Consider the following 21621-nt stretch of genomic DNA (forward strand, 5'->3'; position numbering starts at 1 on the left):
CACTAAAAAACCCCGCCCGGGAAGGGCGGGGTTTTTGCGTTATTGGGTCGCCGCAGCGGGCGTTGCCGCCGGGGTTTCGGTCTCGGCCTTCTTCGTCTCCACCTTCTGCGCCGTGGGGAAGGCATCCTGGTCCTGGCCGTATTTCGGCGCGTAGGGTCCGGCGGGGAGGCCGCGGCCGAGGCGGTAGACCGCCATCCAGTTGGCCTGGCGCGCCAGCGGCATGTAGTTGGGGGCGGCGCGCTCCGCCGCCGCGGCGATCGCCTGGGCGATCAGCCCGGCGATGCCGCCGCCGCTCGATTGCGGCTGGTAGAACACCTGCTCGGTATCCTTCCACAGGGCCTCGCCGGTCTGGCCGTCCTTGAGGGCGTAGTCGAGGGTGACCCGCGTCGTGGTGGAGAACACCGCGTAATTGGACTCCCAGACCTGGATGGTGACGTAGAGCACCGCGTCGGCGCCGAACAGCGCCGCCACCTGCTCGGTCGGCGCGGCGTGCACCAGGTCGGCGTCGGAGAGGCCGTCGTCCTCCATCACCCGTTTCACCAGGTGCACCGGGAACACGTAATAGCCGCGCTCCGCCAGGGGGATGGAGACGGTGGAGAGGTAGTAGTCGGCGGCGGTGACCTCGAGGCTGCGGTTCACCGCGGGGACGATGGCGATGCTGTGCGGGTCGGCGGCGCGGAAGGCGCCGTAGTCGTTGGGCCGCGGCGGCTGCACGCAGGCGGCCAGCGCGAGGGGGGCGAGGAGCGCGAAGAGCGCGAGGACGGGGCGGGAAAGACGCATCATTTCGCCTCCGTCGGCTGCGGCGCGGTGGGTTTCTTAAGCTGCCGTCCGCCGCGCGCATAGGCGATCATGGTGTCCATGAAGGCGGTGGATTCGGCCCAGGTGCGCTTTTCCTTGTCGAAGAAGGAAACCGCGTCCTCGACGCGGTTCTGTTCCAGCAGTTGATAGCCGTATTCCGCGTAGATGCCGGGCGGCATGCGCTTGCCCGCGGTCTCGTTGGTTTCGATGACGCGCAGCAGCGCGTCCTGGAAGGCGGGCTTTTCCGCCTCGTCGCGGGCGTAGCGGTACATCGCGGCGTCGTAGTCGCCCCAGGCGTAGAGGCGCTGCTGGACGCACCCTCCGGCGAGGAGGGCGCAGACCGCCGCGGCGGCGGCGCGCGGCAAACGGCTCATTGCGGCGCTCCCGGCAGAACGATCCGGCGCACCACCGCGCCGCTGACGAACACCGTCTCCTCGTGGATCAGGCGGCCGTCCTCGGCGAACACGCGGACGACGTGCCTGCCCGGCTCGACGCGGATGGCGCGGCCGATGAAGTCGTTGGCCTTGCCGATGCCGATGCCGTCCACCGAGAAGGTGGAGAAGGCGGGCGCGTTGGCGACGGTGAGGCTGGGCCGGGTGTCCACGGTGCGGGTCTGCTCCACCGGGTTGGCGCACGCCGCGAGAACCAGGACGCAGAGCACCGAAAGCATGCGGATCATCGGGTGGCCTCGCTGACGAAGAGGGAACGGGCGTCGGCGGGAAGCCGCCCGGAGGTGACGGCGCAGACCGCGCCTTCGTCGGTTTCGTTGGTGCCGAACAGCGACACCACGCTGATCCCGGCCACCGGCGAGGCGGGCAGGGTGATGGTGAAGCCGGTCTGGGCGCTCTTCACCTTCTCGCCCTCGCGCATCACCGCGAGGCTGTCGCCGACCTTGAGGCCCTGGCGCGCGCCGCCGCTGATGAACACCCGATCGCCCGCGACCTTGAGGATGTCGGTGCGCCACGGACGCTCGGTGAGCTTGGTGACGAGGCCGTTCATCACGTCGGAGACCGCCGCGCCGATCGCCTTGTCGTTGAGGGTGGCGTCGTAGTCGGCGCGCGAGCCGAAGCCCATCACGTCCGCCGCCTCGCTGGTCGCCTCGCCCTGGCCGGTGGCGGAGAAGAAGACATAGCCGGTGCGCGGATCGGCGAGGCGGATCTCCACCTTGGCGTGGGCGACCTGGCGCTTGGTGGCGCTGAAGAAGCCGGACTGGCCGACGGTGCTGCGGCCGAACTCGGTGACCGAGCCGAGGATCAGGGTATCGACGCCGATCAGGTCGCCGCCGCCGCCGATCGCCTGCTCGCGCTTCAGCTTGTCGATGTCGGGGCGCTCGAACACCAGGAAGCTGCCGGACTCCACCAGGCGGTTGGCCAGCATGTCGGAGGCCTGCTTGCCGAGGGGGTCGGTATCGCCGTCGCGCAGGAAGGTGCGGCCGTAGCGGGTTTCGTTGGAGAAGCGGCCGATCGCGATTTTGCGCTTCAGCACCTTGGCCTGGGGCGCCAGAGCGGCGGCCTGGGCCGCGGCGGCGGCGCTGCGCGCGACCGGCGGCTCCACCGGCTTGGGCACGGTTTCCGGCGACGCGCACGCCGCAACCAGCGTCGCCAACCCGGCGACGGCAAGCAGTCTGCTTCGGTACATCACTTCCCCCTCGATCAGAGCGTCATTGACCCGAAATCTACTCCTTCCGCCGGGCCGATCAACCGTACATAGCGGTTTTGGCGCGGCTTTCCCCCCTTGACGGCGCGCGGGCGCAGGAATACACACTATGTGTATATTCGGAGTGGGGATAATGGACACAAAAACCGACCAGCAGGCGCTTTTGCGCGACGCAATGCGTATACTCAACATGACCCGCGACGCCTTCTCGCAGCGCCTCGGGGTGACCCGGCGGGCGCTCGACAGTTGGCTGCTGCCCGGCGGCTCGCCGGAGTTCCGCTCCATGCCCGAGGTGGTGGGGCGCTTCGTCGCGGAGATTCTCGACGGGCTGCCCGCGCGCCCGCCGCGGCCCGCCGCGGGCGCGCCCGCGATCTCCTGCGAGGGCAAGCCGCAGCTGCTGACCACCGGCCAGCTCGACCTCGACACCGTCAACGAGGTGTTCCGCATCGCCGACGTGATGGAGCCGATCGCCAAACGGCGCAAGGTGACGCGGGTGCTGGAAGGCGCGGTGCTGGGCAACCTCTTCTTCGAGGCGAGCACCCGCACGCGGATGAGCTTCGGCACCGCGTTCTGCCGCCTCGGCGGCTCGGTGGTGGACACCACCGGCTTCACCTTCTCGTCGATGATCAAGGGCGAATCGATCTACGACACCAGCCGCGTCGTCAGCGGCTATGTGGACGCGCTGGTGGTGCGCCACCCGGAACTCGGCTCGGTGGCGGAGTTCGCCCGCGCCACCAACCTGCCGGTGGTCAACGCGGGCGACGGCCCGGGCGAACACCCGAGCCAGGCGCTGCTCGACCTCTACACCATCCAGCGGGAGTTCTCCCGCATCGGCAAGGTGATCGACGGCATGCACATCGCCTTCGTCGGCGATCTCAAGTACGGCCGCACCGTGCACTCGCTGAGCAAGCTTCTCGCCCTGCACAAGGGGCTGAAGTTCAGCTTCGTCTCACCTGCCTCGCTGGAAATGCCGGAACACCTGCTGGAGAAGCTCTCGGTCAACGGCCACGTCATCGAGCAGACCGACGACCTCGCCGCGGGGGTGAGGGGCGCGGACGTGCTCTACGCCACCCGCATCCAGAAGGAACGCTTTTCCAGCGAGGCGATGGAGGGCTACACCCCGGACTTCCAGGTCAACCGGGCGCTGGTGGACGCCGCCTGCAAGCCCGAGACCCTGGTGATGCATCCGCTGCCGCGCGACAGCCGCGACGGCGCCAACGACCTCTCCACCGACCTCGACCGCGACCCGCGGCTCGCCATCTTCCGCCAGACCGACAACGGCATTCCGGTGCGCATGGCGATCTTCGCGATGCTGCTGGGGGTGGAGAACCAGGTGGCGCACGCGATGCGCGACGTCACCTGGCGCACGCCGCACCCGGTGGGCGCCGACGACGCGGTGTTCGAGGGGGAAGACTGAGCCCGGCGGTCCGCGGCGGGCTCAGCCCGCCGCGGGTTGTGTCTCGGGGTTTTCCTCGGGGAGGGGAATGACGCGCGGCTCGCGCGGCGGGCGCTTGATGTCGAGGGCCAGTTGCCCCTGCACCACCCGCAGGCTCTTGTCCGACTTCACCGGCAGCGGCACGCCATGGTCGATGCAGAAGCGGATCACCGCGGCGCCCAGGGTGGTCTCGTCGATCACCACCTCGATGCGCTCGCCGTTGGGGGTTTCCACCATGATCTCGACCGAAGGCGCGGGTTCGGCATGAATCTTCAGCGCGCCCAGGTAGCCGTGCGCGATGATCTTGGTTCGTGCCGGCGAGTTGGCCGACAGCAGGGCTTGCGCCAGTTCCTCGTCGCTGAAAATCAGACGCCGCACCTCGTTGGGCATTGGAGCCTCCATTGCCTAATCCCCTCGATATGCGAATGAAAACGCCGTCGGCAAGGGGCATGCACACGCCAAGGGTAAATTTTCCGCCAAATCACCATTAAAGAGAGAAATCCAAGCGGTCTGCGCGCTTTCCCGGTGTTTTTGACGTATTCTGACAAACCGGCTCCCCAAGACGACATATCGGCGCTATTGTCTCGGCTCTTTGGTATGCAATCTTGCGGGAACCCGGAATGAAACTCCTGGCATCGGTGGCGCAGTTCGTCGGACGCACGTTCGCGGTCTGGGTGGTGGTGATAACCCTGGCGGCCTATGGCGCGCCTGTCTATTTCAAGCCGATCGCGCCCTATATCATCTGGCTGCTCGGCATGGTGATGTTCGGCATGGGGCTGACCCTGTCGCTCGGCGATTTCGTCGAGGTGGTGCGCCGCCCGCGCGAGGTGGCGCTCGGCGTCGCCGCGCAGTTCACGGTGATGCCGCTTCTCGCCTTCGCGCTCACCCGCATCGTGCCGATGAGCCCGGAAATCGCCGCGGGCGTGGTGCTGGTGGGCTGCTGCCCCGGCGGCACGTCGAGCAACGTGATGACCTACCTCGGCAAGGGCGACGTGGCGCTTTCGGTCACCCTGACCACGGTGTCTACCCTGCTCGCGCCGTTCGTCACGCCCTTCCTGGTCTGGGTGTTCGCCAGCCAGTACCTGCCGGTGGACGCGATGAGCATGTTCCTCTCCATCTCCAAGGTGGTGCTGATTCCGCTCGCCCTCGGCGCGATGGTGAAGGCGGCGCTGCCGAACTTCACCACCCGGGTGATCCCGATGCTGCCGCTGGTCAGCGTCACCGGCATCGTCCTCATCGTCGCCGCGGTGGTCGCGGTCAACCAGCCGAAACTGGCGCAGAGCGGCCTGCTCGTCGCCGCGGTGGTGATCGCCCACAACGGCCTGGGATACCTCCTCGGCTATTGGGCCAGCCGCGCCGCGGGCATGGGCCTGCCGCAGCGCAAGACCCTGGCGATCGAGGTCGGCATGCAGAACAGCGGCCTCGGCGCGGCCCTGGCGCAGGCGCACTTCTCGCCGCTCGCCGCGGTGCCGAGCGCGGTGTTCAGCGTCTGGCACAATATCTCCGGCGCGATGATCGCCAACTATTTCCGCAAGCGCTGACCGGCAAAACCAGGCCGGGCCCTGCCCGGACCCGCAAAGGGCCTTGGGCCCTTTGAATCCATAACTTTTGGTTTTTGCGCGGAGCGCGAGAAAGCCATCACGCGGCGTGACGGCCGCTGGCCGCTGCGCGGCGAAAAACTTAGGGGGGGTGGGGGGCCTGAGGTCCCCCATGAAGGTTTTGGTTTTACCGGCCCGCCGCGGCGATGCGGGAGAAGAACTCCCGGCATTCGGCGATCACCAGCTCCGGGCATTCCTCGGCGAGGTAGTGGCCGCCCGGCAGGCCGTGGCCGGTGACGGTTTGCGCGCGTTCGCGCCACAGGGCGAGGGGGTCGAAGAGTTTGCCGACGATGCCGTTATCGCCCCACAGGGCGTGCACCGGCATGGGGAGCTTGAAGCCGCCGTCGGCGTCGTCGTGGGCGATGTCGATGGCGGCGGCGGCGCGGTAGTCCTCGCAACTGCCGTGGATCGCCGCCGGGTCGGCGAAGGCGGCGAGGTATTCGGCGAGCGCCGCCTCGGAGAACGGCGTCATCCCGGCGCTGCCGGAGCCGCATTTCTTGCGCCAATAGGCCTCGGGGTCGGCGCCGATCATCCGTTCGGGGAAGGGCGCCTTCTGGATCAGGAAGAACCAGTGCCAATAGGCGCGGGCGAAGGCTTGGCCGGTGTCGCGGTACATCTCGCGCGTCGGCGCGATGTCGAGGGTCAAGAGGGCGCGCACCCGGCTGGGGAAGTCGGCGGCGAGGCGGTGGCCGACGCGCCCGCCGCGGTCGTGCCCGGCGACGAGGAATGTCTCCGCGCCGAAATGGGTCATCACCGCGGCCAGATCGCGCGCCATGGCGCGCTTGGAGTAGGGCGCGTGGTCGGGCGTGGTCTCCGGCTTCGCGGAACGGCCGTAGCCGCGCAAATCGGCGCAGACGACGCGGTAGTCGCGGGCGAGCGCCGGGGCGACGCGGTGCCACATCGCCGAGGTCTGCGGGTAGCCGTGCAGCAGCAACAACGCCGGGCCGCTGCCGCCCGTGCGGCAGAAGATGCGCGCATCTTCGGTATCGACGAACGCCTCGGTGAAGCCGGGAAACAGGGGTGCGGGCATCGGGAACCTCCGTGAAGACGCTGCTTTCAACATACACTCTGCCCGCCGCCGGACCAGGGGCGGAAAACACAAAAACTTTCCGGAGGGCCGCGGACCCTCAGAGCCTCCCATAACTTTCGGTTTTTGCGCGCAGCGCGATAGGACCGTCACGCGGCGAAAAACCAAGTTATGGGGTGCGCGAGGGGGCCAAGACCCCTCGCAAAGGTTTGGTTTTTCTCCCGGCCTTGTTTCGGACACCGCGCCGCGGTATGGTCCCCGGCTTGTGCGCACACCGTGCATGGGGAGGGCCGTCATGGGCATGCTGGCTGCGGTTTCGCGGTTCGTCGGGCGGACCTTCGCGCTGTGGGTTCTGGGGTTCTCGGCCCTGGCCTATGCCGCGCCGGAGATCTTCCGCCCCGTGGTGCCGCACATCATCTGGCTGCTCGGCGTGGTGATGTTCGGCATGGGGCTGACCCTGTCGCCCGGCGATTTCGCCGAGGTGGCGCGCCGCCCGCGCGAGGTGGCGCTCGGCGTCGCCGCGCAGTTCACGGTGATGCCGCTTCTCGCCTTCGCGCTCACCCGCATCGTGCCGATGAGCCCGGAAATCGCCGCGGGCGTGGTGCTGGTGGGCTGCTGCCCCGGCGGCACCGCGAGCAACGTGATGACCTTTCTCGCCAAGGGCGACGTGGCGCTTTCGGTGACGCTGACCACGGTGTCCACGCTGCTTGCGCCGTTCGTCACGCCGTTTCTCGTCTGGGTGTTCGCCAGCCAGTACCTGCCGGTGGACGCGGCGAGCATGTTTCTTTCCATCGTCAAGGTGATCCTCGTGCCGCTCGCCCTCGGCGCGGCGGTGAAGGCGCTGTTTCCGCGCGCGGGCGGCGTGATGCTGGCGGCGATGCCGACGATGAGCGCCGCGGTGGTGGTGCTGATCATCGCCGCGGTGGTCGCGGTCAACCAGCCGAAGCTGGCGCAGGCGGGGCTTCTCATCGTTGCGGTGGTGGCGGTGCACAACGTCGTCGGCCTGGCCACCGGCTATTTCGCTTCGCGCGCGGCGGGCATGGGGCGAGCGCAGCGCACCGCCGTGGCGATCGAGGTGGCGATGCAGAACAGCGGCCTCGGCGCGGCGTTGGCGCAGGCGCACTTCTCGCCGCTCGCCGCGGTGCCGAGCGCGATCTTCAGCGTGATGCAGAACGTCTCCGGCGCGGCGTTCACCAGCTTCGTGCGGCGCGGAGAGGCGTGAGCGGGGGGGGGGGCGATTCAGGCCCCATCCGCTCCAGGCCGTGCCGGGCCGGGAGAAGATGGGGCGCTTGGTCGAAGGACCGTATCCAAGCCGTGGATGCGCTTAATGATAATGCAAATCACTTGCAAGTCAAGCGCAATTCCGCAGGATTTTTGCGGTCAAGAAAATGCCCGGGAGGATATCCCGGGCGTTTTTCTGCGGGCCGTGCGGGGCCTCAGTTTTTCCAGGCATAGACCTCGTCGGCCGCGCTTTCCGGGCAGTGGCCGCAGCCCTTGGAGCAGCTTCCGCCGCAGGCCGCGGCAAGGCGGCAGACCCGGCCCTTGCGCTCCCAAAGCTCCAGCATGCCGCGCGCCGCATCGGGCGAGACGTGCAGGTGCAGCGCGATGTCGGACAGAGAGGCGCGGCCGCGCTGCGACAGGTAGGCGCGGATTTCACTCAGCATGGTGCAGAACCTCCTTGCCCATGGGCGCGCCGTCGCCGGGCGGCGTGCCGAGGCGGCGCAGCACGATCACCGCGGCGGCGAGGGCGGCGAGCACGCAACCGATGGCGACCGCCGAGCTTCCCGGGTGGCGGGCGAAGGTGCCCGCCTGATAGAACAGCGTCGCCATGCCGTAGCCGAGGCCGGTGGTCCAGGCGGCGGAGAAGACCGCCCAGCCCGCCCCGGTCTCGCGGTAGATCGCGCCCATGGCGGCGACGCAGGGCATGTAGAGCAGCACCGCGAGCAGGTAGGCGAAGGCGCCGATCTGTCCGTCGAAGAGGGCGGCCATGGCGCCGAAGGTGGCGGCGTCCACTTCCTCCTGTTCGGCCACGGCGTTGGTGTCCGAAAGGTCGCCGACCGAGATGCCGAGCGGGTCGGCGAGCGAATCGACCACGCCCGCGAGGTTCTCGGGGATCGTCGCCGCCGCCTCGGAAAGCCGCGCCATCAGGTCGAAGGGCTCCTCCGCCGCGGCCTCGCCCTCGGCGGCGCCCGCCTGGGCATAGAGCGCGTTCAGCGTGCCGACCACCGCCTCCTTGGCGAAGATGCCGGTGAACATCCCCACCGTGGCGGGCCAGTTCTCCTGCTGCACCCCCATCGGCGCGAGCACCGGGGTGAGCGTCTGGCCGATCTCGGACAGCACCGACTTGTCGCTGTCCTGGTTGCCGAAGCTGCCGTCGGTGCCCCAGGAGTTGAGGAACGACAGCACCACCACCACGGTGACGATGACCTTGCCGGCGCGCAGCACGAAGAGCTTCAGGCGGTCCCAGGCGCGCAGCAGCAGGCTGCCGATGCGCGGCATGTGGTAGGGCGGCAGCTCCATGATGAAGGGCGTGGTCTCGCCGCGCAGCAGGGTGTTCTTCAGCATGAAGCCGGTGGCGATCGCCGCGGCGATGCCGATGAGGTAGAGCGCGAACACCAGGTTCTGCCCGTTGGCGGGGAAGAACGCGGCGGCGAAGAGAACGTAGACCGGCAGCCGCGCGCCGCACGACATGAAGGGCGCCATCATCGCGGTGAGGACGCGGTCGCGCGGGCTTTCCAGGGTGCGGGCGGCCATCACCGCGGGCACCGAGCAGCCGAAGCCGACGATCAGCGGCACGAACGCCTTGCCCGGCAGGCCGATGGCGCGCATCACCCGGTCCATGACGAAGGCGGCGCGGGCCATGTAGCCCGAATCCTCGAGGAAGGAGAGGAAGAGGAACAGGCAGCCGATCACCGGCACGAAGGTGGCGACCGTCTGGATGCCGCCGCCGATGCCGTCGGCGAGGACGGTGACCAGCCATTCGGGCGCGCCCCAGCCGGAGAGCAGCAGGCCGAAGCCGTCCACGAACACCGCGCCGAACGCCATGTCGAAGAAATCGATGAACGCGCCGCCGATGTTCATGGTGAAGAGGAACATCGCGTACATCACCACGAGGAAGATCGGCAGGCCGAGGGCGCGGTGCAGCACGATGCGGTCGATGCGTTCGGTCGCCGCGGCGCCGATGCGGCCGCGGTGCGTCACCGCATCCGCCGCGGCCTCGGCGATGAAGCCGTAGCGCCCGTCGGCGAGCAGGATGTCCAGGGTGTCGCCGAGCGCGGCCTCCGCCTCGGCGGTAATCCGCACCAGAACCTCGAAGCCGGCGCGCGGCAGGATGCGGCGCGCGCCTTCCGGGTCCTCCAGGCAGGCGAGCGCGGCATAGCGCGCATCGGCGGCGGCGCCCTTGGCGCCGGGCTGCGTCACGCCGGGGAGCTGCCGCACCGCGGCGATCGCGGTCTCGATTTCCGCGGCGTAGGAGATCTCCGCCGCTGCGGGCTTGGGCGCGCGGATCATCGCGGCGAGCGCATCCAAAAGCTCGCGGACGCCCTTGCCGCGGGAGGCCACCATCGGCACCACCGGGCAGCCGAGCCGCCGCGACAGGGCTTCGATGTCGATGGAAAGCCCGGCGGCGTCCGCCGCATCCATCATGTTGAGGGCCACCACCACCGGCGCGCGCATCTCGAGAAGCTGCACCGTGACGTAGAGGTTGCGCTCGAGGTTGCTCGCATCGACGATGTTGAGGATGACGTCCGCCTCGCCGGAGGCGACATAGTCCCGCGCGATGCGTTCGTCCTCCGAAGCGGCGTCGCCGAAGGAAAGGCAGTAGGTGCCGGGCAGATCGACGACCTCCAGCGCAATGCCGTCGTGGGCTGCGCGGCCGGTCTTTTTTTCCACCGTGACGCCGGACCAGTTGCCTACCGCCTGCCGCGCGCCGGTGAGCGCGTTGAACAGGGTGGTCTTGCCGCAGTTGGGGTTGCCGACCACGGCGACGATGGCGTTCTGCGCGCTCATCCTCAACCTTCCTTCTCGACCAGAATGATGTCCGCCTCGGCGCGCCGCAGGCTCAGCGAAAAGCCGCGCACCACGATCTCGACCGGATCGCCGAGCGGCGCGACGCGGGTGACGCGGAAGGCCGCGCCCTTGGTCAAACCCAATGCCAGAAGTTTGCGGCGGTAAGCGGAAGAGCCTTCAAGAAAGCCCAAAACCCGCCCGGAATCTCCGACCGCCATGTCGCGCAGCACCGATGTCATGCTCACAGCCCTCTTCCCGACATGCCGCGGCGGTGCTCGCCGCGACCAGAATCTTTTCCGCCATGCCGGTGCCCAGAACCAAACGCCCGCCCCCGACCTCCACAACCATCGGTCCCGCGGAGGCGGCGTGGGCGACGCGGATCGCGGTGCCCTCGCGCAGGCCCATGGTGGCCAGCCGCAGACGCACCGCGCGCCCTCCGTCGATCGCGACGATGCGCAAGGATTGCCCCAGCGGGGCCTGCGTCAAACTCACCTGTGCCATGACTTGCCGCTCTCCGTCGAATGCCTCTCATTCTCTCTACCCAGCAAACCGTGTGCCGAACCGATCGAAAGCGAGGCGAACCTTCCCCCGAGATGTGGATGGCGTGATGATATCGCCAATCATTCGCAAGTCAAGAAGAAGTCCCCGTTTTTTCGATGGGTATCATCGGTTTTTCCTAATACGTTGAGAAAATATGAAAAAATCGCACAGGGGGATTGCCGGAGGGGGTGCGGCCCCCATCTTAGGAACGCCGCCACAGCGCCGGCGGCGGCGCAACGGCGAGAAAAGGAGGGCGTGATGCGGGCCCGCAAACGAATCGGTCTGGTCGCCCACGATGGTCGCAAACAAGACCTCGCCGAGTGGGTGAAATACAACGAAGGCACGCTCTCCCGGCACGACCTGTGGGCCTCCGGCACCACCGGCGGCATGCTGGAGGCGGTCTGCCCCAGCCTCAGGATCACCCGCCTGAAGTCCGGCCCGCTCGGCGGCGACCAGCAGCTCGGCGCGATGATCGCCGAGGAACGCCTCGACGTGCTGATCTTCTTCACCGACCCGATGACCAGCCAGCCCCACGATGTGGACGTCAAGGCGCTGATGCGGCTGTCCACCGTCTACAACATCGTCCTCGCGCTCACCCGCACCACCGCCGACTTCGTCATCCACAGCCCGCTGTTCAACAGCGGCGACTACCACCCCGTCCGCCCCGACTACGCCGCCTATATCCGCCGCAACCAGCCCGGCGAAAGCGAAGCGCGGGGGTAAAACTAGGCCTGGGGCTCCGCCCCTAGACCCCGCTGGGGACTCGTCCCCAGACCCCATAACTTCTTATTTTTGCGCGTAGCGCCATAAGTCCGTGCGGAAGCAACGGGAGATGTTGTCTGCCGCTCCGCGGCGAAAAACCAGTCATGGGGTCAAGGGGCCTTCCGGCCCCTTGCGGGTCCGGGCGGGGCCCGGCCTGGTTTTTCCGCTTGGCACGGAGGCGGTTCGCCCGTATGGTGCGCCCCTTCGTTGGAGGCTTCCGTTGCGTCCGCCGAGCAAGACGCGACCGTGATAGGCCATCCAGCCTGGACGTATCTTTCTCTCCGCGCCTCCTGATTATGTGCCGAACCGGCCGGGTCACCCGGGTTCGGCGGTTCGTCGTGGCCCGAGGGAAAGGTTGAGTTCATGGGTTTTTCCGATTTTGCGCTGCATCCCGATATCCTGAAGGCGGTTGCCGCCTGCGGCCTGGAGGTTCCGACTCCGGTGCAGGAGCAGGCGATCCCGTTCGCCATCGAGGGGCGCGACGTTTTGGCCACCGCCGCCACCGGCACCGGCAAGACTGCGGCGTTCCTGCTGCCGACGATGTCGCGCCTGCTCGGCGAGCCGGTGCGCCGCGGCCCCGGCGCGCCGGTGATTCTGGTGCTGGCGCCGACGCGCGAACTGGCGGGCCAGGTGACGCGCGCGGTGCGCGCCTTCGGCAAGTTCATCCGGATGTGGAGCGTCGAGATCGTCGGCGGCATGCCCTACCGCGAGCAGCTGCGCCAGATGGCGCGGCCGGTGGAGGTGGTGGTGGCGACGCCGGGCCGCCTGCTCGACCATGTGCGCGCCGGGCGGCTGGACCTCAGCAAGGTCGAGGCGCTGGTCATCGACGAGGCCGACCGCATGCTCGACATGGGCTTTTCCGAGGATGTGGCGGCGATCGCCGACGCCTGCCCGGCGGACCGCCAGACCCTGCTCTTCACCGCGACGCTCGACCGCCGCATGGAGGCCCTGGCGCGCGCGCTTTTGCGCGACCCGGTGCGGGTGGCGATCGAGGCCCGGCTGTCCGCGCCGGACATCGCGCAGAGTGTTTATTATGCCGACGACATGGCGCACAAGCGGGCGCTGCTGGCGCATTTCGCGGCGCAGCCGGAGGTGACCAAGGCGATCGTCTTCGCCGCCACCAAGCGCGACGCCGACGACCTCGCCCGCGAACTGGCGGAGGCGGGGCATGCGGTTTCCGCCCTGCACGGCGACATGAGCCAGGGGCAGCGCAACCACACGCTGAAGCGCCTGCACGACGGGCGCATCCGCATCCTGGTGGCGACCGACGTGGCGGCGCGCGGCATCGACGTGCGCGACATCAGCCATGTCATCAACTTCGACCTGCCGCGCGCGGCGGAAGACTACGTGCACCGCATCGGCCGCACCGGCCGCGCCGGGGCGACGGGGGCTGCGGTCTCCTTCGCCGGGCGCGACGAGGGCGGGCTGGTGGCGCGTATCGAGCGCTTCACCCATGCGCCGCTGCCGGTCGCCGTGGTGCCGGGGCTGGAGCCGCAGCTGCCGAGGCGTGCGCCGTACCGCGCCGCGCCGAAGCGCACGGGCGGCTTCGCGCCGCATGCGCCCGCTGGGGCGCACAAGGGCAAGGACGCGGGCGCGCGGCCGTGGAAGTCGGGCAAGCCGGTGCGCGGCAAGGGCGGCGAGGCGGCCCGCAAGCGCGCCTGAGGATTATTTCAGGTAATAGCCGCAGCCGACGAACACCTCGCCGACGCGCAGCACGTAGGTGCTCTTGCGCCGCAGCTTGTGGCTGACCGGATCGGTGAACACGTAGTCCACCCAGCCGCTGGCGTCGGTGCGCGCGGTGCTGACCATCTCGCGGCCGTAGGCGACGCCGTTGAAGTCGCGCTCGCCCATGAACGAGCGGCCGATCAGCTTGGGATTGTGCGGGTGCGCCAGCATCACGCCGTCCAGGCCCATCATGAAGACGTACATGCTGCCCTGGACGAATTCGCTCTTCGGGTCGGAGAGGGCGGCGGCCGCCTTCTCCGTGCCTTCGGTCTTGATCAGTTCGGCGGCGCGTTCGGCCAGGGCCTTGGCGACGCACGGCGAGCCCAGGTCCTCGTGGGCGGGCGAAACCATCAGCAGCGCCCCGCCGACGAGGACGGTGACGATCAGCAGCCGCAGATATCTCATCGCTTCCCCACTCTCTCGGCCCAGGCCTTCACCCTAGCCGTTTTCCCGAAACCTGACAATCCGGAGCCGCTTTTGCGTCGCAGCGCCCCTGCGCCGTGTCGGCCTCGTTCTCCAGGGCGCACAGCCGCGCGATCGTCGTCGCTTCGAGAACCCGCAGATTCGCGGCGTGCGCCTGGTCGAAGGCATCGCGGAAGGCGCAGTCGGCGTCGCCGGAGCAATCGGCGCAGCGGCTGTAGAAGCGGCGGCTGACGCAGGGCAGCGGCGCGATCGGCCCGTCGATCCGGCGCATCACGTCGGCGAGGGATATCTCCTCCGCAGGTTTGGCCAGGACGTAGCCGCCGTTCTTGCCGCGGAAGCTGGCGACGAGTCCGCCCGCCTTGAGTTCGAGCAGAATCGCCTCGAGGAATTTCCTCGGAATCGCCCGGCTGCCGGCGATGTCGCGGATGCGCAGGGGATGCGCGCCGTCGGATTCCGCCAGGGCGAGAAGCGCACGCAGGGCATATTTGGTTTTCTGGGAAATCACGCCGTCACCCGAACCGACCATGAGGCTGTACCAAGCCTCTATTATCTCGCGGTTTTCCACCGGACGCCAGAGGCCGCGTCAAGCCGCAGGCGGACGGACATTCTTCTCTGGGCTGCTTGCCGTCAAGCGTCTCTTGAAATCTCTACCGATTTGGTAGACAAATAAGGGAGTCATCACAGGGGGAGTAAGGCCATGTGCGTCTTGGTGAGAACCGGAAGGCGGTTGTTCTCCATCGTGGCGCTGGCGGCCGGGTTGGCCGTGGGGGCGGCTCCGGCCTTTGCGGAAGCCACCCTGCTCAACGTTTCCTACGACCCGACGCGGGAGTTCTACAAGGCGTTCAACGCCGCCTTCGCCGCGCACTGGAAGGCGGAAACCGGCGAGACGGCGCACGTCAACATGTCGCACGGCGGCTCGGGCAAGCAGGCGCGCGCGGTGATCGACGGCCAGGACGCCGACGTGGTGACCCTGGCATTGGCTTACGACATCGACGCGATCGCGGACAAGACCGGCTTCGTCGCCAAGGGCTGGCAGGCCCGCCTGCCGCACGACAGCGCGCCCTACACCTCGACCATCGTCTTCCTGGTGCGCAAGGGCAACCCCAAGGGAATCCGCGACTGGGGCGACCTCGCCAAGCCGGGCGTTCAGGTGATCACCCCCAACCCCAAGACCTCCGGCGGCGCGCGGTGGAACGTGCTGGCCGCCTGGGCCTGGGCGGAGGATGCGTTTTCCGGCGACGAGGCGAAGGCGCGCGGCTATCTGCGCGCGGTGTTCCGCAACGTGCCGGTGCTCGACACCGGGGCGCGCGGCTCCACCACCACCTTCGTCAAGCGCGGCATCGGCGACGTGCTGCTCTCCTGGGAGAACGAGGCGTTCCTCGCCATCCGCGAACTCGGGCCGCAGGCCTTCGAGATCGTGGTGCCCTCGGTGAGCATCCTCGCCCAGCCCACGGTGGCGCTGGTGGACGCCAACGCGGCGCGCCACGGCAGCCGCAAACTCGCCGAGGCCTACCTCGCCTATCTCTATTCGCCCGAGGGGCAGCGCCTCGCCGCGCGCCACTACTACCGCCCGGTCTCGCCGCAATACGCCGACCCGGCGGACATGGCGCGTTTTCCCCAGGTGAAGCTGGTGACGGTGGGCGAACGCTTCGGCGGCTGGCGCGCGGCGCAGCAGAGGTTCTTCGCCGACGGCGGCGTCTTCGACCAGATCTATCCGATGCGGTGAGACGGCATGGCGCAGGCGGCGCATAGGGGCACGCCCCCGCGGGTCATTCCCGGTTTCGGCCTCACCCTCGGGGTGACCCTGGCCTACCTCGGCCTGGTCGTCCTCGTCCCGCTTTCCATGGTGGGGGTGGAGGCCGGCGGCCTCGGCTGGGCCGGTTTCGCCGCCATCGCGGCGGAGCCGCGCACTCTGCACGCGCTCGCCGTCAGCTTCGGCGCGGCGGCGGCCGCCGCCGCGGTCAACGCGGTGTTCGGCACCCTGCTCGCCTGGGTGCTGGTGCGCTACCGCTTTCCCGGGCGGCGCATCGTCGATGCCCTGGTGGACCTGCCGTTCGCCCTGCCCACCGCGGTGGCGGGCATCTCGCTCGCCGCGCTCTATGCCCCCAACGGCTGGATCGGCGGCCTGCTCGCGCCGCTGGGCGTCAAGGTCGCCTATACGCCCTTGGGCATCGGCGTGGCGCTGGTGTTCGTCGGCCTGCCCTTCGTGGTGCGCACCGTGCAGCCGGTGCTGGCGGAGATCGACGCCGAGGTGGAGGAAAGCGCCGCCGCCCTCGGCGCGACCCGCGCGCAGGGGTTCGTCCGCGTCGTGCTGCCGCTGCTCGCGCCCGCGCTGCTCACCGGCTTCACCATGGCGTTCGCCCGCGGCGTCGGCGAGTACGGCTCGGTGATCTTCATCGCCGGCAACATCCCCATGGTCTCGGAGATCGCGCCGCTCCTCATCGTCATCCGGCTGGAGGAATACCGCACCGACGCCGCCGCGGCGATCGCCGCCCTGATGCTGGCCGCCGCCTTCGCGCTGCTGCTCGCCCTCAACTGCATCCAGGCCTGGCACCGCAGGCGGGTGGGCGCGCCATGAAGCTCTCCGGCTCCACCCGTTCCGCCGCGGTTTCCGAAGGCCGGTTCGCCCGCGCCTGCCTGCTTGCGCTCGGCCTCGCCTTCCTTGCGCTGTTCCTGCTGCTGCCGCTCGCCGCGGTGTTCGCCGAGGCGCTGTCCAAGGGCCTGGCCGTCTATGCCGCGGCAGTCGCCGAGCCCGACGCGGTGGCGGCGATCCGCCTCACCCTTCTCGTCACCGCGATCGCGGTCGCCTGCAATCTCGTCTTCGGGCTTGCCGCCTCGTGGTCGGTGGCGAAGTTCTCCTTCCCCGGCAAGAGCCTGCTGGTCACCCTGATCGACCTGCCGTTCTCCGTCTCGCCGGTGATCTCCGGCCTGATCTACGTGCTGCTGTTCGGCGCGCACGGGGTGTTCGGCCCGTGGCTGCGGGCGCACGGCGTGGAGGTGATCTTCGCGGTGCCGGGCATCGTGCTCGCCACCGTCTTCGTCACCCTGCCGTTCGTCGCGCGCGAACTCATCCCCCTGATGGAGGCGCAGGGCCGCGGCGATGAGGAGGTGGCGCGCACCTTGGGCGCCTCGGGTTGGCAGATCTTCTTCCGCGTCACCCTGCCCAACGTCAAATGGGGCCTGCTCTACGGCGTGCTGTTGTGCAACGCCCGGGCGATGGGCGAGTTCGGCGCGGTCTCCGTGGTTTCCGGCCACATCCGCGGGCTGACCAACACCATGCCGCTGCACGTGGAAATCCTCTACAACGAGTACAACTTCGCCGCCGCCTTCGCGGTGGCCTCGCTGCTGGCGCTGCTGGCGCTTCTCACCCTGGCGCTGAAGACGGTGCTGGAGGCGCGCGGCGCAGGCCCGGCGGGCGGCCCGGGGCATTGATGCGATGGAGGAGGGGCGATGAAAAACCAAAACTTTGCGGAGGGACTCGGTCCCTCCGCGCCTCCCATGACTTTTGGTTTTTGCGCGCAGCGCCATAGGCTCGTGCGGCGGCAACCGAGGAAATGCTTGCCGCTTTGCGGCGAAAAAACCAAGGGGAGGTCCGGAGGGACCGAGTCCCTCCGGGAAGTTTTTCCTTTTCCGCCGTCCCCTGAGGGCCGGTCATGCGCATAGACATCTGCAACCTCAGCAAGGCCTTCGATTCCGCCGGGCGCGCGCTCAACGGCATCGACATGAGCATCGCCGACGGCGAGCTGGTCGCCCTGCTCGGGCCTTCCGGCTCGGGCAAGACCACGCTGCTGCGCGCCATCGCCGGGCTGGAGACGCCGGATTCCGGCGAGATTCTCTTCGATGGCGAGAACGTGGCCAGCCGCGACGTGCGCGACCGCAACGTCGGCTTCGTGTTCCAGAGCTACGCCCTGTTCAAGACGATGACGGTGCAGGAGAACGTCGGCTTCGGTCTTTCGGTGCGGCCGCGCGCCACCCGCCCGCCGAAGGCGGAGATCGCCGCCCGCGCCCGCGAGCTTCTGCGCCTGGTGCAACTCGACGGCCTGGAGGACCGCACCCCGGCGCAGCTCTCCGGCGGGCAGCGGCAGCGCGTCGCGCTGGCCCGCGCGCTCGCCATCGACCCCGGCGTGCTGCTGCTCGACGAGCCCTTCGGCGCGCTCGACGCCAAGGTGCGCAAGGAGCTGCGCGGCTGGCTGCGCGACCTCCACGACCGCACCGGCCACACCACCGTCTTCGTCACCCACGACCAGGAGGAAGCGCTGGAACTCGCCGACCGCGTGGCGGTGATCAACCGCGGCCGCCTGGAACAGATCGCCACCCCGGCGGAACTCTACGGCGCGCCCGCGACGCCCTTCATCTGCGAGTTCCTCGGCTCGGTCAACGCCTTCGACGTGACGGCGGAAGGCGGCCGCGCCCTCTGGCGGGGGCACGCCCTGCCGCTGCCCGCGCCCTGCCCGGCGGGTGCGGCCCGCCTCTTCGTGCGCGCCCACGAACTCGCCGCGCTGCGCCCCGGCAGCGCCCAGCCCGGCATTCCCGGCAGCGTCGAGGGGGTGCGCCTCTCCGGCAGCCACGTCCGCCTCGATATCCGTGCGGCCTGGGGCGGCCCCCTCCTCGAAGCCGAGGTGCCGATCCTCGACTTCGACAGCCACCCGTGGAAACGCGGCGATGCCGCGGTGGCCGCCATCCTCGCCTTCCGGGCGTTCTAGGGGGCGCTTTGCACGAGTTTACAATCCGCTCTCGCGAACGCGGCGTCGCGGCTTGCGCGCGCGGGCGGCGGAGAGTACCTTCCCCCCGGTGTTTTCTTCCGATCAGAGGTTCGGTTTGAACGGCGCTTCCCTGTCGCACCTCCACCAGCTGGAGGCCGAGAGCATCCACATCATGCGCGAAGTGGCGGCTTCTTTCGAGAATCCGGTGATGCTGTATTCGATCGGCAAGGATTCGTCGGTGATGCTGCATCTGGCGCGCAAGGCGTTCTTTCCCGCGCCGCCGCCGTTTCCCTTCCTGCATGTGGACACCACCTGGAAGTTCAAGGAGATGATCGCCTTCCGCGACCGCATGGCGGCGGAATGCGGCCTCAGACTGCTGGTGCACATCAACCGGGACGGCCTGAAGCGGGGGATCGATCCGTTCGTCCACGGCTCCGCCCTGCACACCGACGTGATGAAGACCGAGGCCCTCAAGCAGGCGCTGGACAAGTACAAGTTCGATGCCGCCTTCGGCGGCGCGCGGCGCGACGAGGAGAAATCCCGCGCCAAGGAGCGCATCTTCTCCTTCCGCACCGCCAACCACCGCTGGGACCCGAAGACCCAGCGTCCGGAACTGTGGAACCTCTACAACACCCGGATCAACCCGGGGGAGAGCATCCGCGTCTTCCCGCTGTCGAACTGGACCGAGCTCGACATCTGGCAGTACATCCTGCAGGAGAGCATCCCGATCGTGCCGCTCTACTTCGCCGCGGTGCGGCCGGTGGTGGAGCGCAACGGCATGCTGATCCTGGCCGACGACGACCGCCTGCCGCTCGCCCCCGGCGAAAAGCCGATGATGAAGATGGTGCGCTTCCGCACCCTCGGCTGCTATCCGCTGACCGCGGCGATCGAATCCGACGCCGCGACCCTGCCCGAGATCGTCGCCGAGATGCAGCGCGCCCGCACCTCGGAACGGCAGGGGCGGCTGATCGACCACGACCAGGCGGGATCGATGGAGAAGAAGAAGCAGGAGGGGTACTTCTGATGGCCGAGAAGGACCTTCTGCGCTTCCTCACCTGCGGCTCGGTGGACGACGGCAAGTCCACCCTGATCGGCCGCCTGCTGTGGGACGCGAAGCTGATCTTCGACGACCAGATGCGGACGCTCGAGGCGGAGTCCCGCCGCCTCGGCACCCAGGGCGACGGCATCGATTTCGCCCTCCTCCTCGACGGGTTGCAGGCGGAGCGCGAGCAGGGCATCACCATCGACGTCGCCTATCGCTTCTTCGCCACCGAAACCCGCAAGTTCATCGTCGCCGACACCCCCGGCCACGAGCAGTACACCCGCAACATGGCCACCGGCGCTTCCACCGCCGACGCCGCGGTGATCCTGGTCGATGCGCGCAAGGGCCTGCTGCCGCAGACGCGGCGGCACAGCTTCATCGTCTCGCTGATGGGCATCCGCCACGTCGTTCTCGCGGTCAACAAGATGGATGCGGTGGACTACGGCGAGGCGGTGTTCGCCGCGATCCGCGACGACTACCTGGCCTTCGCCGCGCCGCTCGGTTTCGCCGGGCTCGACTGCCTGCCGATTTCGGCGCTCAAGGGCGACATGGTCTATAGCCGCGGCGACGCCATGCCGTGGTACGGCGGGCCCACCCTGATGGACTGCCTGGAGGCGATCGAGGCCGGCTCCGACGCCGCCGCCCTGCCCTTCCGCATGCCGGTGCAGTGGGTCTGCCGCCCCGATGCGAATTTCCGCGGCTATTGCGGCAGCATCGAATCCGGGACGCTGCGGGTCGGCGACCGGGTGGCGGTGCCGAGTTCGGGGCAGGTCTCGACGGTGCGCCGCATCGCCACCTTCAACGGCGATCTGCAGGAAGCGGCGGCGGGGGATGCGGTCAATCTGGTGCTCGCCGACGAGATCGACGTCAGCCGCGGCGAAATGCTGGCCGCCGCCGACGCCCGCCCGGATCTCTGCGATCAGTTCATGGCGAAGATCATCTGGATGCATGGCGATCCGCTGCTGCCGGGGCGCAAGTGCCTGATGAAGATCGGCGCCGATCTGGTGGCGGCGCAGGTGAGCGAGATCAAGCACAAGATCAACGTCAACACCTTCGAGGAGACGGCGGCGCGCAGCCTCGCCCTCAACGAGATCGGCATGTGCAACGTCGCCGCCGACCGGGCGGTGGCCTTCGACCCCTATGGGCGGAACCGCGGCACCGGCCGCTTCATCCTCATCGACCGCTATTCCAACGCCACCGTCGGCGCGGGCCTGATCGAGCACGCCCTGCGCCGCGCCACCAACGTGCACCGTCAGAAGGAGACGGTGGACAAGGCGGCGCGTGCCGCGATCAAGGGGCAGAAGCCCTGCGTACTGTGGTTCACCGGCCTCTCCGGTTCCGGCAAGTCCACCCTGGCCGACCTGGTGGAGCGGGAACTGCACGCCCGCGGCAGGCACACCGTGATCCTCGACGGCGACAACCTGCGCCACGGCCTCAACCGCAACCTCGGCTTCACCGACGCCGACCGGGTGGAGAACATCCGCCGCACCGCCGAGGTGGCGAAGCTTTGCGTCGAGGCGGGGCTGATCGTCCTGGTGTCGCTGATCTCGCCCTTCCGCACCGAGCGGCGGATGGCGCGCGAGCTTCTCGGCGAGGGCGAGTTCCTGGAGATCTTCGTCGATACGCCGCTTGCGCTGTGCGAGGCGCGGGACGTCAAGGGCCTGTACGCCAAGGCGCGAAAGGGCGAAATCCCGAATTTCACCGGGGTGCAGGCGCCCTATGAGCCGCCGGAGGCGCCGGAGCTGCGCATCGACGGCGACGCGACGACGCCCGAGGAGGGAGCGGCGCGCATCCTCGAGATGTTGCAGACGCGGGGAAGGTAGCGGCGGCGGGGAATACGTTCCTTTGCCCGCTTCCCCCGAAGATCAAGATTGCGCCAGACTGTATCGTTGCAACCCTTGGCC

23 protein-coding genes are annotated in these 21621 nt (G+C 68.8%); 11 read left to right on the plus strand and 12 right to left on the minus strand.

Annotated elements, in window-relative coordinates:
• Positions 1-39: 39 nt before the first annotated feature.
• Genes O7R11_RS06275 through O7R11_RS06290 form a run of 4 tightly spaced genes read right to left on the minus strand, consistent with a single transcriptional unit; the run spans position 40 to position 2436 of the window.
• A complete protein-coding gene (locus O7R11_RS06275) occupies positions 40-783 on the minus strand; it encodes a GNA1162 family protein (RefSeq protein WP_337996645.1) in 744 nt (247 codons plus the stop codon).
• Positions 780-1172 carry a DUF4810 domain-containing protein gene (locus tag O7R11_RS06280; protein ID WP_337996646.1) on the minus strand — a complete coding sequence of 131 codons (393 nt, stop codon included), beginning with the start codon at positions 1170-1172 and terminating at the stop codon, positions 780-782. The genes O7R11_RS06275 and O7R11_RS06280 overlap by 4 nt, the downstream gene beginning before the upstream one ends.
• Positions 1169-1477, minus strand: coding sequence for a hypothetical protein (locus O7R11_RS06285; RefSeq protein ID WP_337996647.1), 309 nt, complete (start codon positions 1475-1477; stop codon positions 1169-1171). The genes O7R11_RS06280 and O7R11_RS06285 overlap by 4 nt, the downstream gene beginning before the upstream one ends.
• Entirely contained in the window at positions 1474-2436 is a 963-nt protein-coding gene (locus O7R11_RS06290) for a CsgG/HfaB family protein (protein ID WP_337996648.1), read from the minus strand. Before O7R11_RS06290 ends, O7R11_RS06285 begins: the two co-directional genes overlap by 4 nt.
• 151 nt (positions 2437-2587) lie before the next feature.
• On the opposite strand from O7R11_RS06290, the gene O7R11_RS06295 reads away from it, so the two are divergent.
• The gene (locus O7R11_RS06295; RefSeq protein WP_337996649.1) at positions 2588-3871 is read left to right on the plus strand and encodes an aspartate carbamoyltransferase; all 1284 of its coding nucleotides are present in this window, start codon (positions 2588-2590) and stop codon (positions 3869-3871) included.
• Between the two features lie 21 nt (positions 3872-3892).
• Here the strand turns inward: O7R11_RS06295 and O7R11_RS06300 are convergent, their stop codons facing one another.
• Positions 3893-4279, minus strand: coding sequence for a hypothetical protein (locus O7R11_RS06300; protein ID WP_337996650.1), 387 nt, complete (start codon positions 4277-4279; stop codon positions 3893-3895).
• Between the two features lie 230 nt (positions 4280-4509).
• Between O7R11_RS06300 and O7R11_RS06305 the strand changes: the two genes are divergently transcribed.
• Complete coding sequence (locus O7R11_RS06305) at positions 4510-5430, plus strand: bile acid:sodium symporter family protein (RefSeq protein WP_337996651.1); 921 nt, start codon at positions 4510-4512, stop codon at positions 5428-5430.
• A gap of 184 nt (positions 5431-5614) precedes the next feature.
• Here the strand turns inward: O7R11_RS06305 and O7R11_RS06310 are convergent, their stop codons facing one another.
• Positions 5615-6517, minus strand: a complete 903-nt coding sequence (locus tag O7R11_RS06310) for an alpha/beta fold hydrolase (RefSeq protein WP_337996652.1) — start codon at positions 6515-6517, stop codon at positions 5615-5617.
• A 292-nt stretch (positions 6518-6809) separates the two neighbouring features.
• Between O7R11_RS06310 and O7R11_RS06315 the strand changes: the two genes are divergently transcribed.
• Positions 6810-7736 (plus strand): bile acid:sodium symporter family protein, encoded by a 927-nt coding sequence (locus tag O7R11_RS06315; protein ID WP_337996653.1) that lies wholly within the window; start codon positions 6810-6812, stop codon positions 7734-7736.
• Positions 7737-7950: 214 nt separating this feature from the next.
• Here O7R11_RS06315 and O7R11_RS06320 read toward each other — a convergent pair whose 3' ends face one another.
• The 4 genes from O7R11_RS06320 to O7R11_RS06335 are packed head-to-tail and all read right to left on the minus strand — an operon-like array spanning position 7951 to position 11023.
• Positions 7951-8178 carry a FeoC-like transcriptional regulator gene (locus tag O7R11_RS06320; RefSeq protein ID WP_337996654.1) on the minus strand — a complete coding sequence of 76 codons (228 nt, stop codon included), beginning with the start codon at positions 8176-8178 and terminating at the stop codon, positions 7951-7953.
• Positions 8168-10522: a Fe(2+) transporter permease subunit FeoB gene (gene feoB, locus O7R11_RS06325; protein ID WP_337996655.1), complete on the minus strand. Its 2355-nt coding sequence runs from the start codon at positions 10520-10522 to the stop codon at positions 8168-8170. The genes O7R11_RS06320 and feoB overlap by 11 nt, the downstream gene beginning before the upstream one ends.
• A 2-nt stretch (positions 10523-10524) precedes the next feature.
• Positions 10525-10761, minus strand: a complete 237-nt coding sequence (locus tag O7R11_RS06330) for a FeoA family protein (protein WP_337996656.1) — start codon at positions 10759-10761, stop codon at positions 10525-10527.
• On the minus strand, positions 10700-11023 hold the full coding sequence (locus O7R11_RS06335) for a FeoA family protein (RefSeq protein WP_337996657.1): 324 nt from the start codon (positions 11021-11023) through the stop codon (positions 10700-10702). Before O7R11_RS06335 ends, O7R11_RS06330 begins: the two co-directional genes overlap by 62 nt.
• Before the next feature lie 297 nt (positions 11024-11320).
• Between O7R11_RS06335 and O7R11_RS06340 the strand changes: the two genes are divergently transcribed.
• Together O7R11_RS06340 and O7R11_RS06345 are read left to right on the plus strand one after the other, a co-directional pair.
• A complete protein-coding gene (locus tag O7R11_RS06340; RefSeq protein WP_337996658.1) occupies positions 11321-11785 on the plus strand; it encodes a methylglyoxal synthase in 465 nt (154 codons plus the stop codon).
• A 402-nt stretch (positions 11786-12187) separates the two neighbouring features.
• On the plus strand, positions 12188-13486 hold the full coding sequence (locus O7R11_RS06345) for a DEAD/DEAH box helicase (RefSeq protein ID WP_337996659.1): 1299 nt from the start codon (positions 12188-12190) through the stop codon (positions 13484-13486).
• Between the two features lie 3 nt (positions 13487-13489).
• On the opposite strand, the gene O7R11_RS06350 is transcribed toward O7R11_RS06345, so the two are convergent.
• Together O7R11_RS06350 and O7R11_RS06355 are read right to left on the minus strand one after the other, a co-directional pair.
• On the minus strand, positions 13490-13954 hold the full coding sequence (locus O7R11_RS06350; protein WP_337996660.1) for a cache domain-containing protein: 465 nt from the start codon (positions 13952-13954) through the stop codon (positions 13490-13492).
• A 28-nt stretch (positions 13955-13982) separates the two neighbouring features.
• Complete coding sequence (locus O7R11_RS06355) at positions 13983-14498, minus strand: RrF2 family transcriptional regulator (protein ID WP_337996661.1); 516 nt, start codon at positions 14496-14498, stop codon at positions 13983-13985.
• A 171-nt stretch (positions 14499-14669) separates the two neighbouring features.
• Between O7R11_RS06355 and O7R11_RS06360 the strand changes: the two genes are divergently transcribed.
• The 6 genes from O7R11_RS06360 (at position 14670) to cysN (ending at position 21540) form a co-directional block, all read left to right on the plus strand.
• Complete coding sequence (locus O7R11_RS06360; protein ID WP_337996662.1) at positions 14670-15698, plus strand: sulfate ABC transporter substrate-binding protein; 1029 nt, start codon at positions 14670-14672, stop codon at positions 15696-15698.
• Positions 15699-15704: 6 nt separating this feature from the next.
• Positions 15705-16550: a sulfate ABC transporter permease subunit CysT gene (gene cysT / locus O7R11_RS06365; RefSeq protein ID WP_337996663.1), complete on the plus strand. Its 846-nt coding sequence runs from the start codon at positions 15705-15707 to the stop codon at positions 16548-16550.
• Positions 16547-17404, plus strand: a complete 858-nt coding sequence (gene cysW / locus O7R11_RS06370) for a sulfate ABC transporter permease subunit CysW (protein WP_337996664.1) — start codon at positions 16547-16549, stop codon at positions 17402-17404. Before cysT ends, cysW begins: the two co-directional genes overlap by 4 nt.
• 221 nt (positions 17405-17625) lie before the next feature.
• Complete coding sequence (locus O7R11_RS06375) at positions 17626-18675, plus strand: sulfate/molybdate ABC transporter ATP-binding protein (RefSeq protein WP_337996665.1); 1050 nt, start codon at positions 17626-17628, stop codon at positions 18673-18675.
• A gap of 130 nt (positions 18676-18805) precedes the next feature.
• Positions 18806-19699, plus strand: coding sequence for a sulfate adenylyltransferase subunit CysD (cysD, locus tag O7R11_RS06380; protein ID WP_476445260.1), 894 nt, complete (start codon positions 18806-18808; stop codon positions 19697-19699).
• Positions 19699-21540, plus strand: coding sequence for a sulfate adenylyltransferase subunit CysN (gene cysN, locus O7R11_RS06385; protein WP_337996666.1), 1842 nt, complete (start codon positions 19699-19701; stop codon positions 21538-21540). Before cysD ends, cysN begins: the two co-directional genes overlap by 1 nt.
• Positions 21541-21621: the final 81 nt, after the last annotated feature.

Origin of the sequence: Oleispirillum naphthae, assembly GCA_027864655.1 — a bacterium.
GTDB lineage: Bacteria > Pseudomonadota > Alphaproteobacteria > Rhodospirillales > Rhodospirillaceae > Oleispirillum > Oleispirillum naphthae.

Coding starts and splice junctions, on each gene's coding strand:
- O7R11_RS06300 (WP_337996650.1), bottom strand. CDS start 4,279: ATGCCCAACGAGGTGCGGCGTCTGATTTTCAGCGACGAGGAACTGGCG.
- O7R11_RS06335 (WP_337996657.1), bottom strand. CDS start 11,023: ATGGCACAGGTGAGTTTGACGCAGGCCCCGCTGGGGCAATCCTTGCGC.
- cysN (WP_337996666.1), top strand. CDS start 19,699: ATGGCCGAGAAGGACCTTCTGCGCTTCCTCACCTGCGGCTCGGTGGAC.
- cysT (WP_337996663.1), top strand. CDS start 15,705: ATGGCGCAGGCGGCGCATAGGGGCACGCCCCCGCGGGTCATTCCCGGT.
- feoB (WP_337996655.1), bottom strand. CDS start 10,522: ATGAGCGCGCAGAACGCCATCGTCGCCGTGGTCGGCAACCCCAACTGC.
- O7R11_RS06340 (WP_337996658.1), top strand. CDS start 11,321: ATGCGGGCCCGCAAACGAATCGGTCTGGTCGCCCACGATGGTCGCAAA.
- cysW (WP_337996664.1), top strand. CDS start 16,547: ATGAAGCTCTCCGGCTCCACCCGTTCCGCCGCGGTTTCCGAAGGCCGG.
- O7R11_RS06305 (WP_337996651.1), top strand. CDS start 4,510: ATGAAACTCCTGGCATCGGTGGCGCAGTTCGTCGGACGCACGTTCGCG.
- O7R11_RS06295 (WP_337996649.1), top strand. CDS start 2,588: ATGGACACAAAAACCGACCAGCAGGCGCTTTTGCGCGACGCAATGCGT.
- O7R11_RS06355 (WP_337996661.1), bottom strand. CDS start 14,498: ATGGTCGGTTCGGGTGACGGCGTGATTTCCCAGAAAACCAAATATGCC.
- O7R11_RS06330 (WP_337996656.1), bottom strand. CDS start 10,761: ATGACATCGGTGCTGCGCGACATGGCGGTCGGAGATTCCGGGCGGGTT.
- O7R11_RS06290 (WP_337996648.1), bottom strand. CDS start 2,436: ATGTACCGAAGCAGACTGCTTGCCGTCGCCGGGTTGGCGACGCTGGTT.
- O7R11_RS06320 (WP_337996654.1), bottom strand. CDS start 8,178: ATGCTGAGTGAAATCCGCGCCTACCTGTCGCAGCGCGGCCGCGCCTCT.
- O7R11_RS06345 (WP_337996659.1), top strand. CDS start 12,188: ATGGGTTTTTCCGATTTTGCGCTGCATCCCGATATCCTGAAGGCGGTT.
- O7R11_RS06310 (WP_337996652.1), bottom strand. CDS start 6,517: ATGCCCGCACCCCTGTTTCCCGGCTTCACCGAGGCGTTCGTCGATACC.
- O7R11_RS06315 (WP_337996653.1), top strand. CDS start 6,810: ATGGGCATGCTGGCTGCGGTTTCGCGGTTCGTCGGGCGGACCTTCGCG.
- O7R11_RS06280 (WP_337996646.1), bottom strand. CDS start 1,172: ATGAGCCGTTTGCCGCGCGCCGCCGCCGCGGCGGTCTGCGCCCTCCTC.
- O7R11_RS06275 (WP_337996645.1), bottom strand. CDS start 783: ATGATGCGTCTTTCCCGCCCCGTCCTCGCGCTCTTCGCGCTCCTCGCC.
- O7R11_RS06375 (WP_337996665.1), top strand. CDS start 17,626: ATGCGCATAGACATCTGCAACCTCAGCAAGGCCTTCGATTCCGCCGGG.
- O7R11_RS06285 (WP_337996647.1), bottom strand. CDS start 1,477: ATGATCCGCATGCTTTCGGTGCTCTGCGTCCTGGTTCTCGCGGCGTGC.
- O7R11_RS06350 (WP_337996660.1), bottom strand. CDS start 13,954: ATGAGATATCTGCGGCTGCTGATCGTCACCGTCCTCGTCGGCGGGGCG.
- O7R11_RS06360 (WP_337996662.1), top strand. CDS start 14,670: ATGTGCGTCTTGGTGAGAACCGGAAGGCGGTTGTTCTCCATCGTGGCG.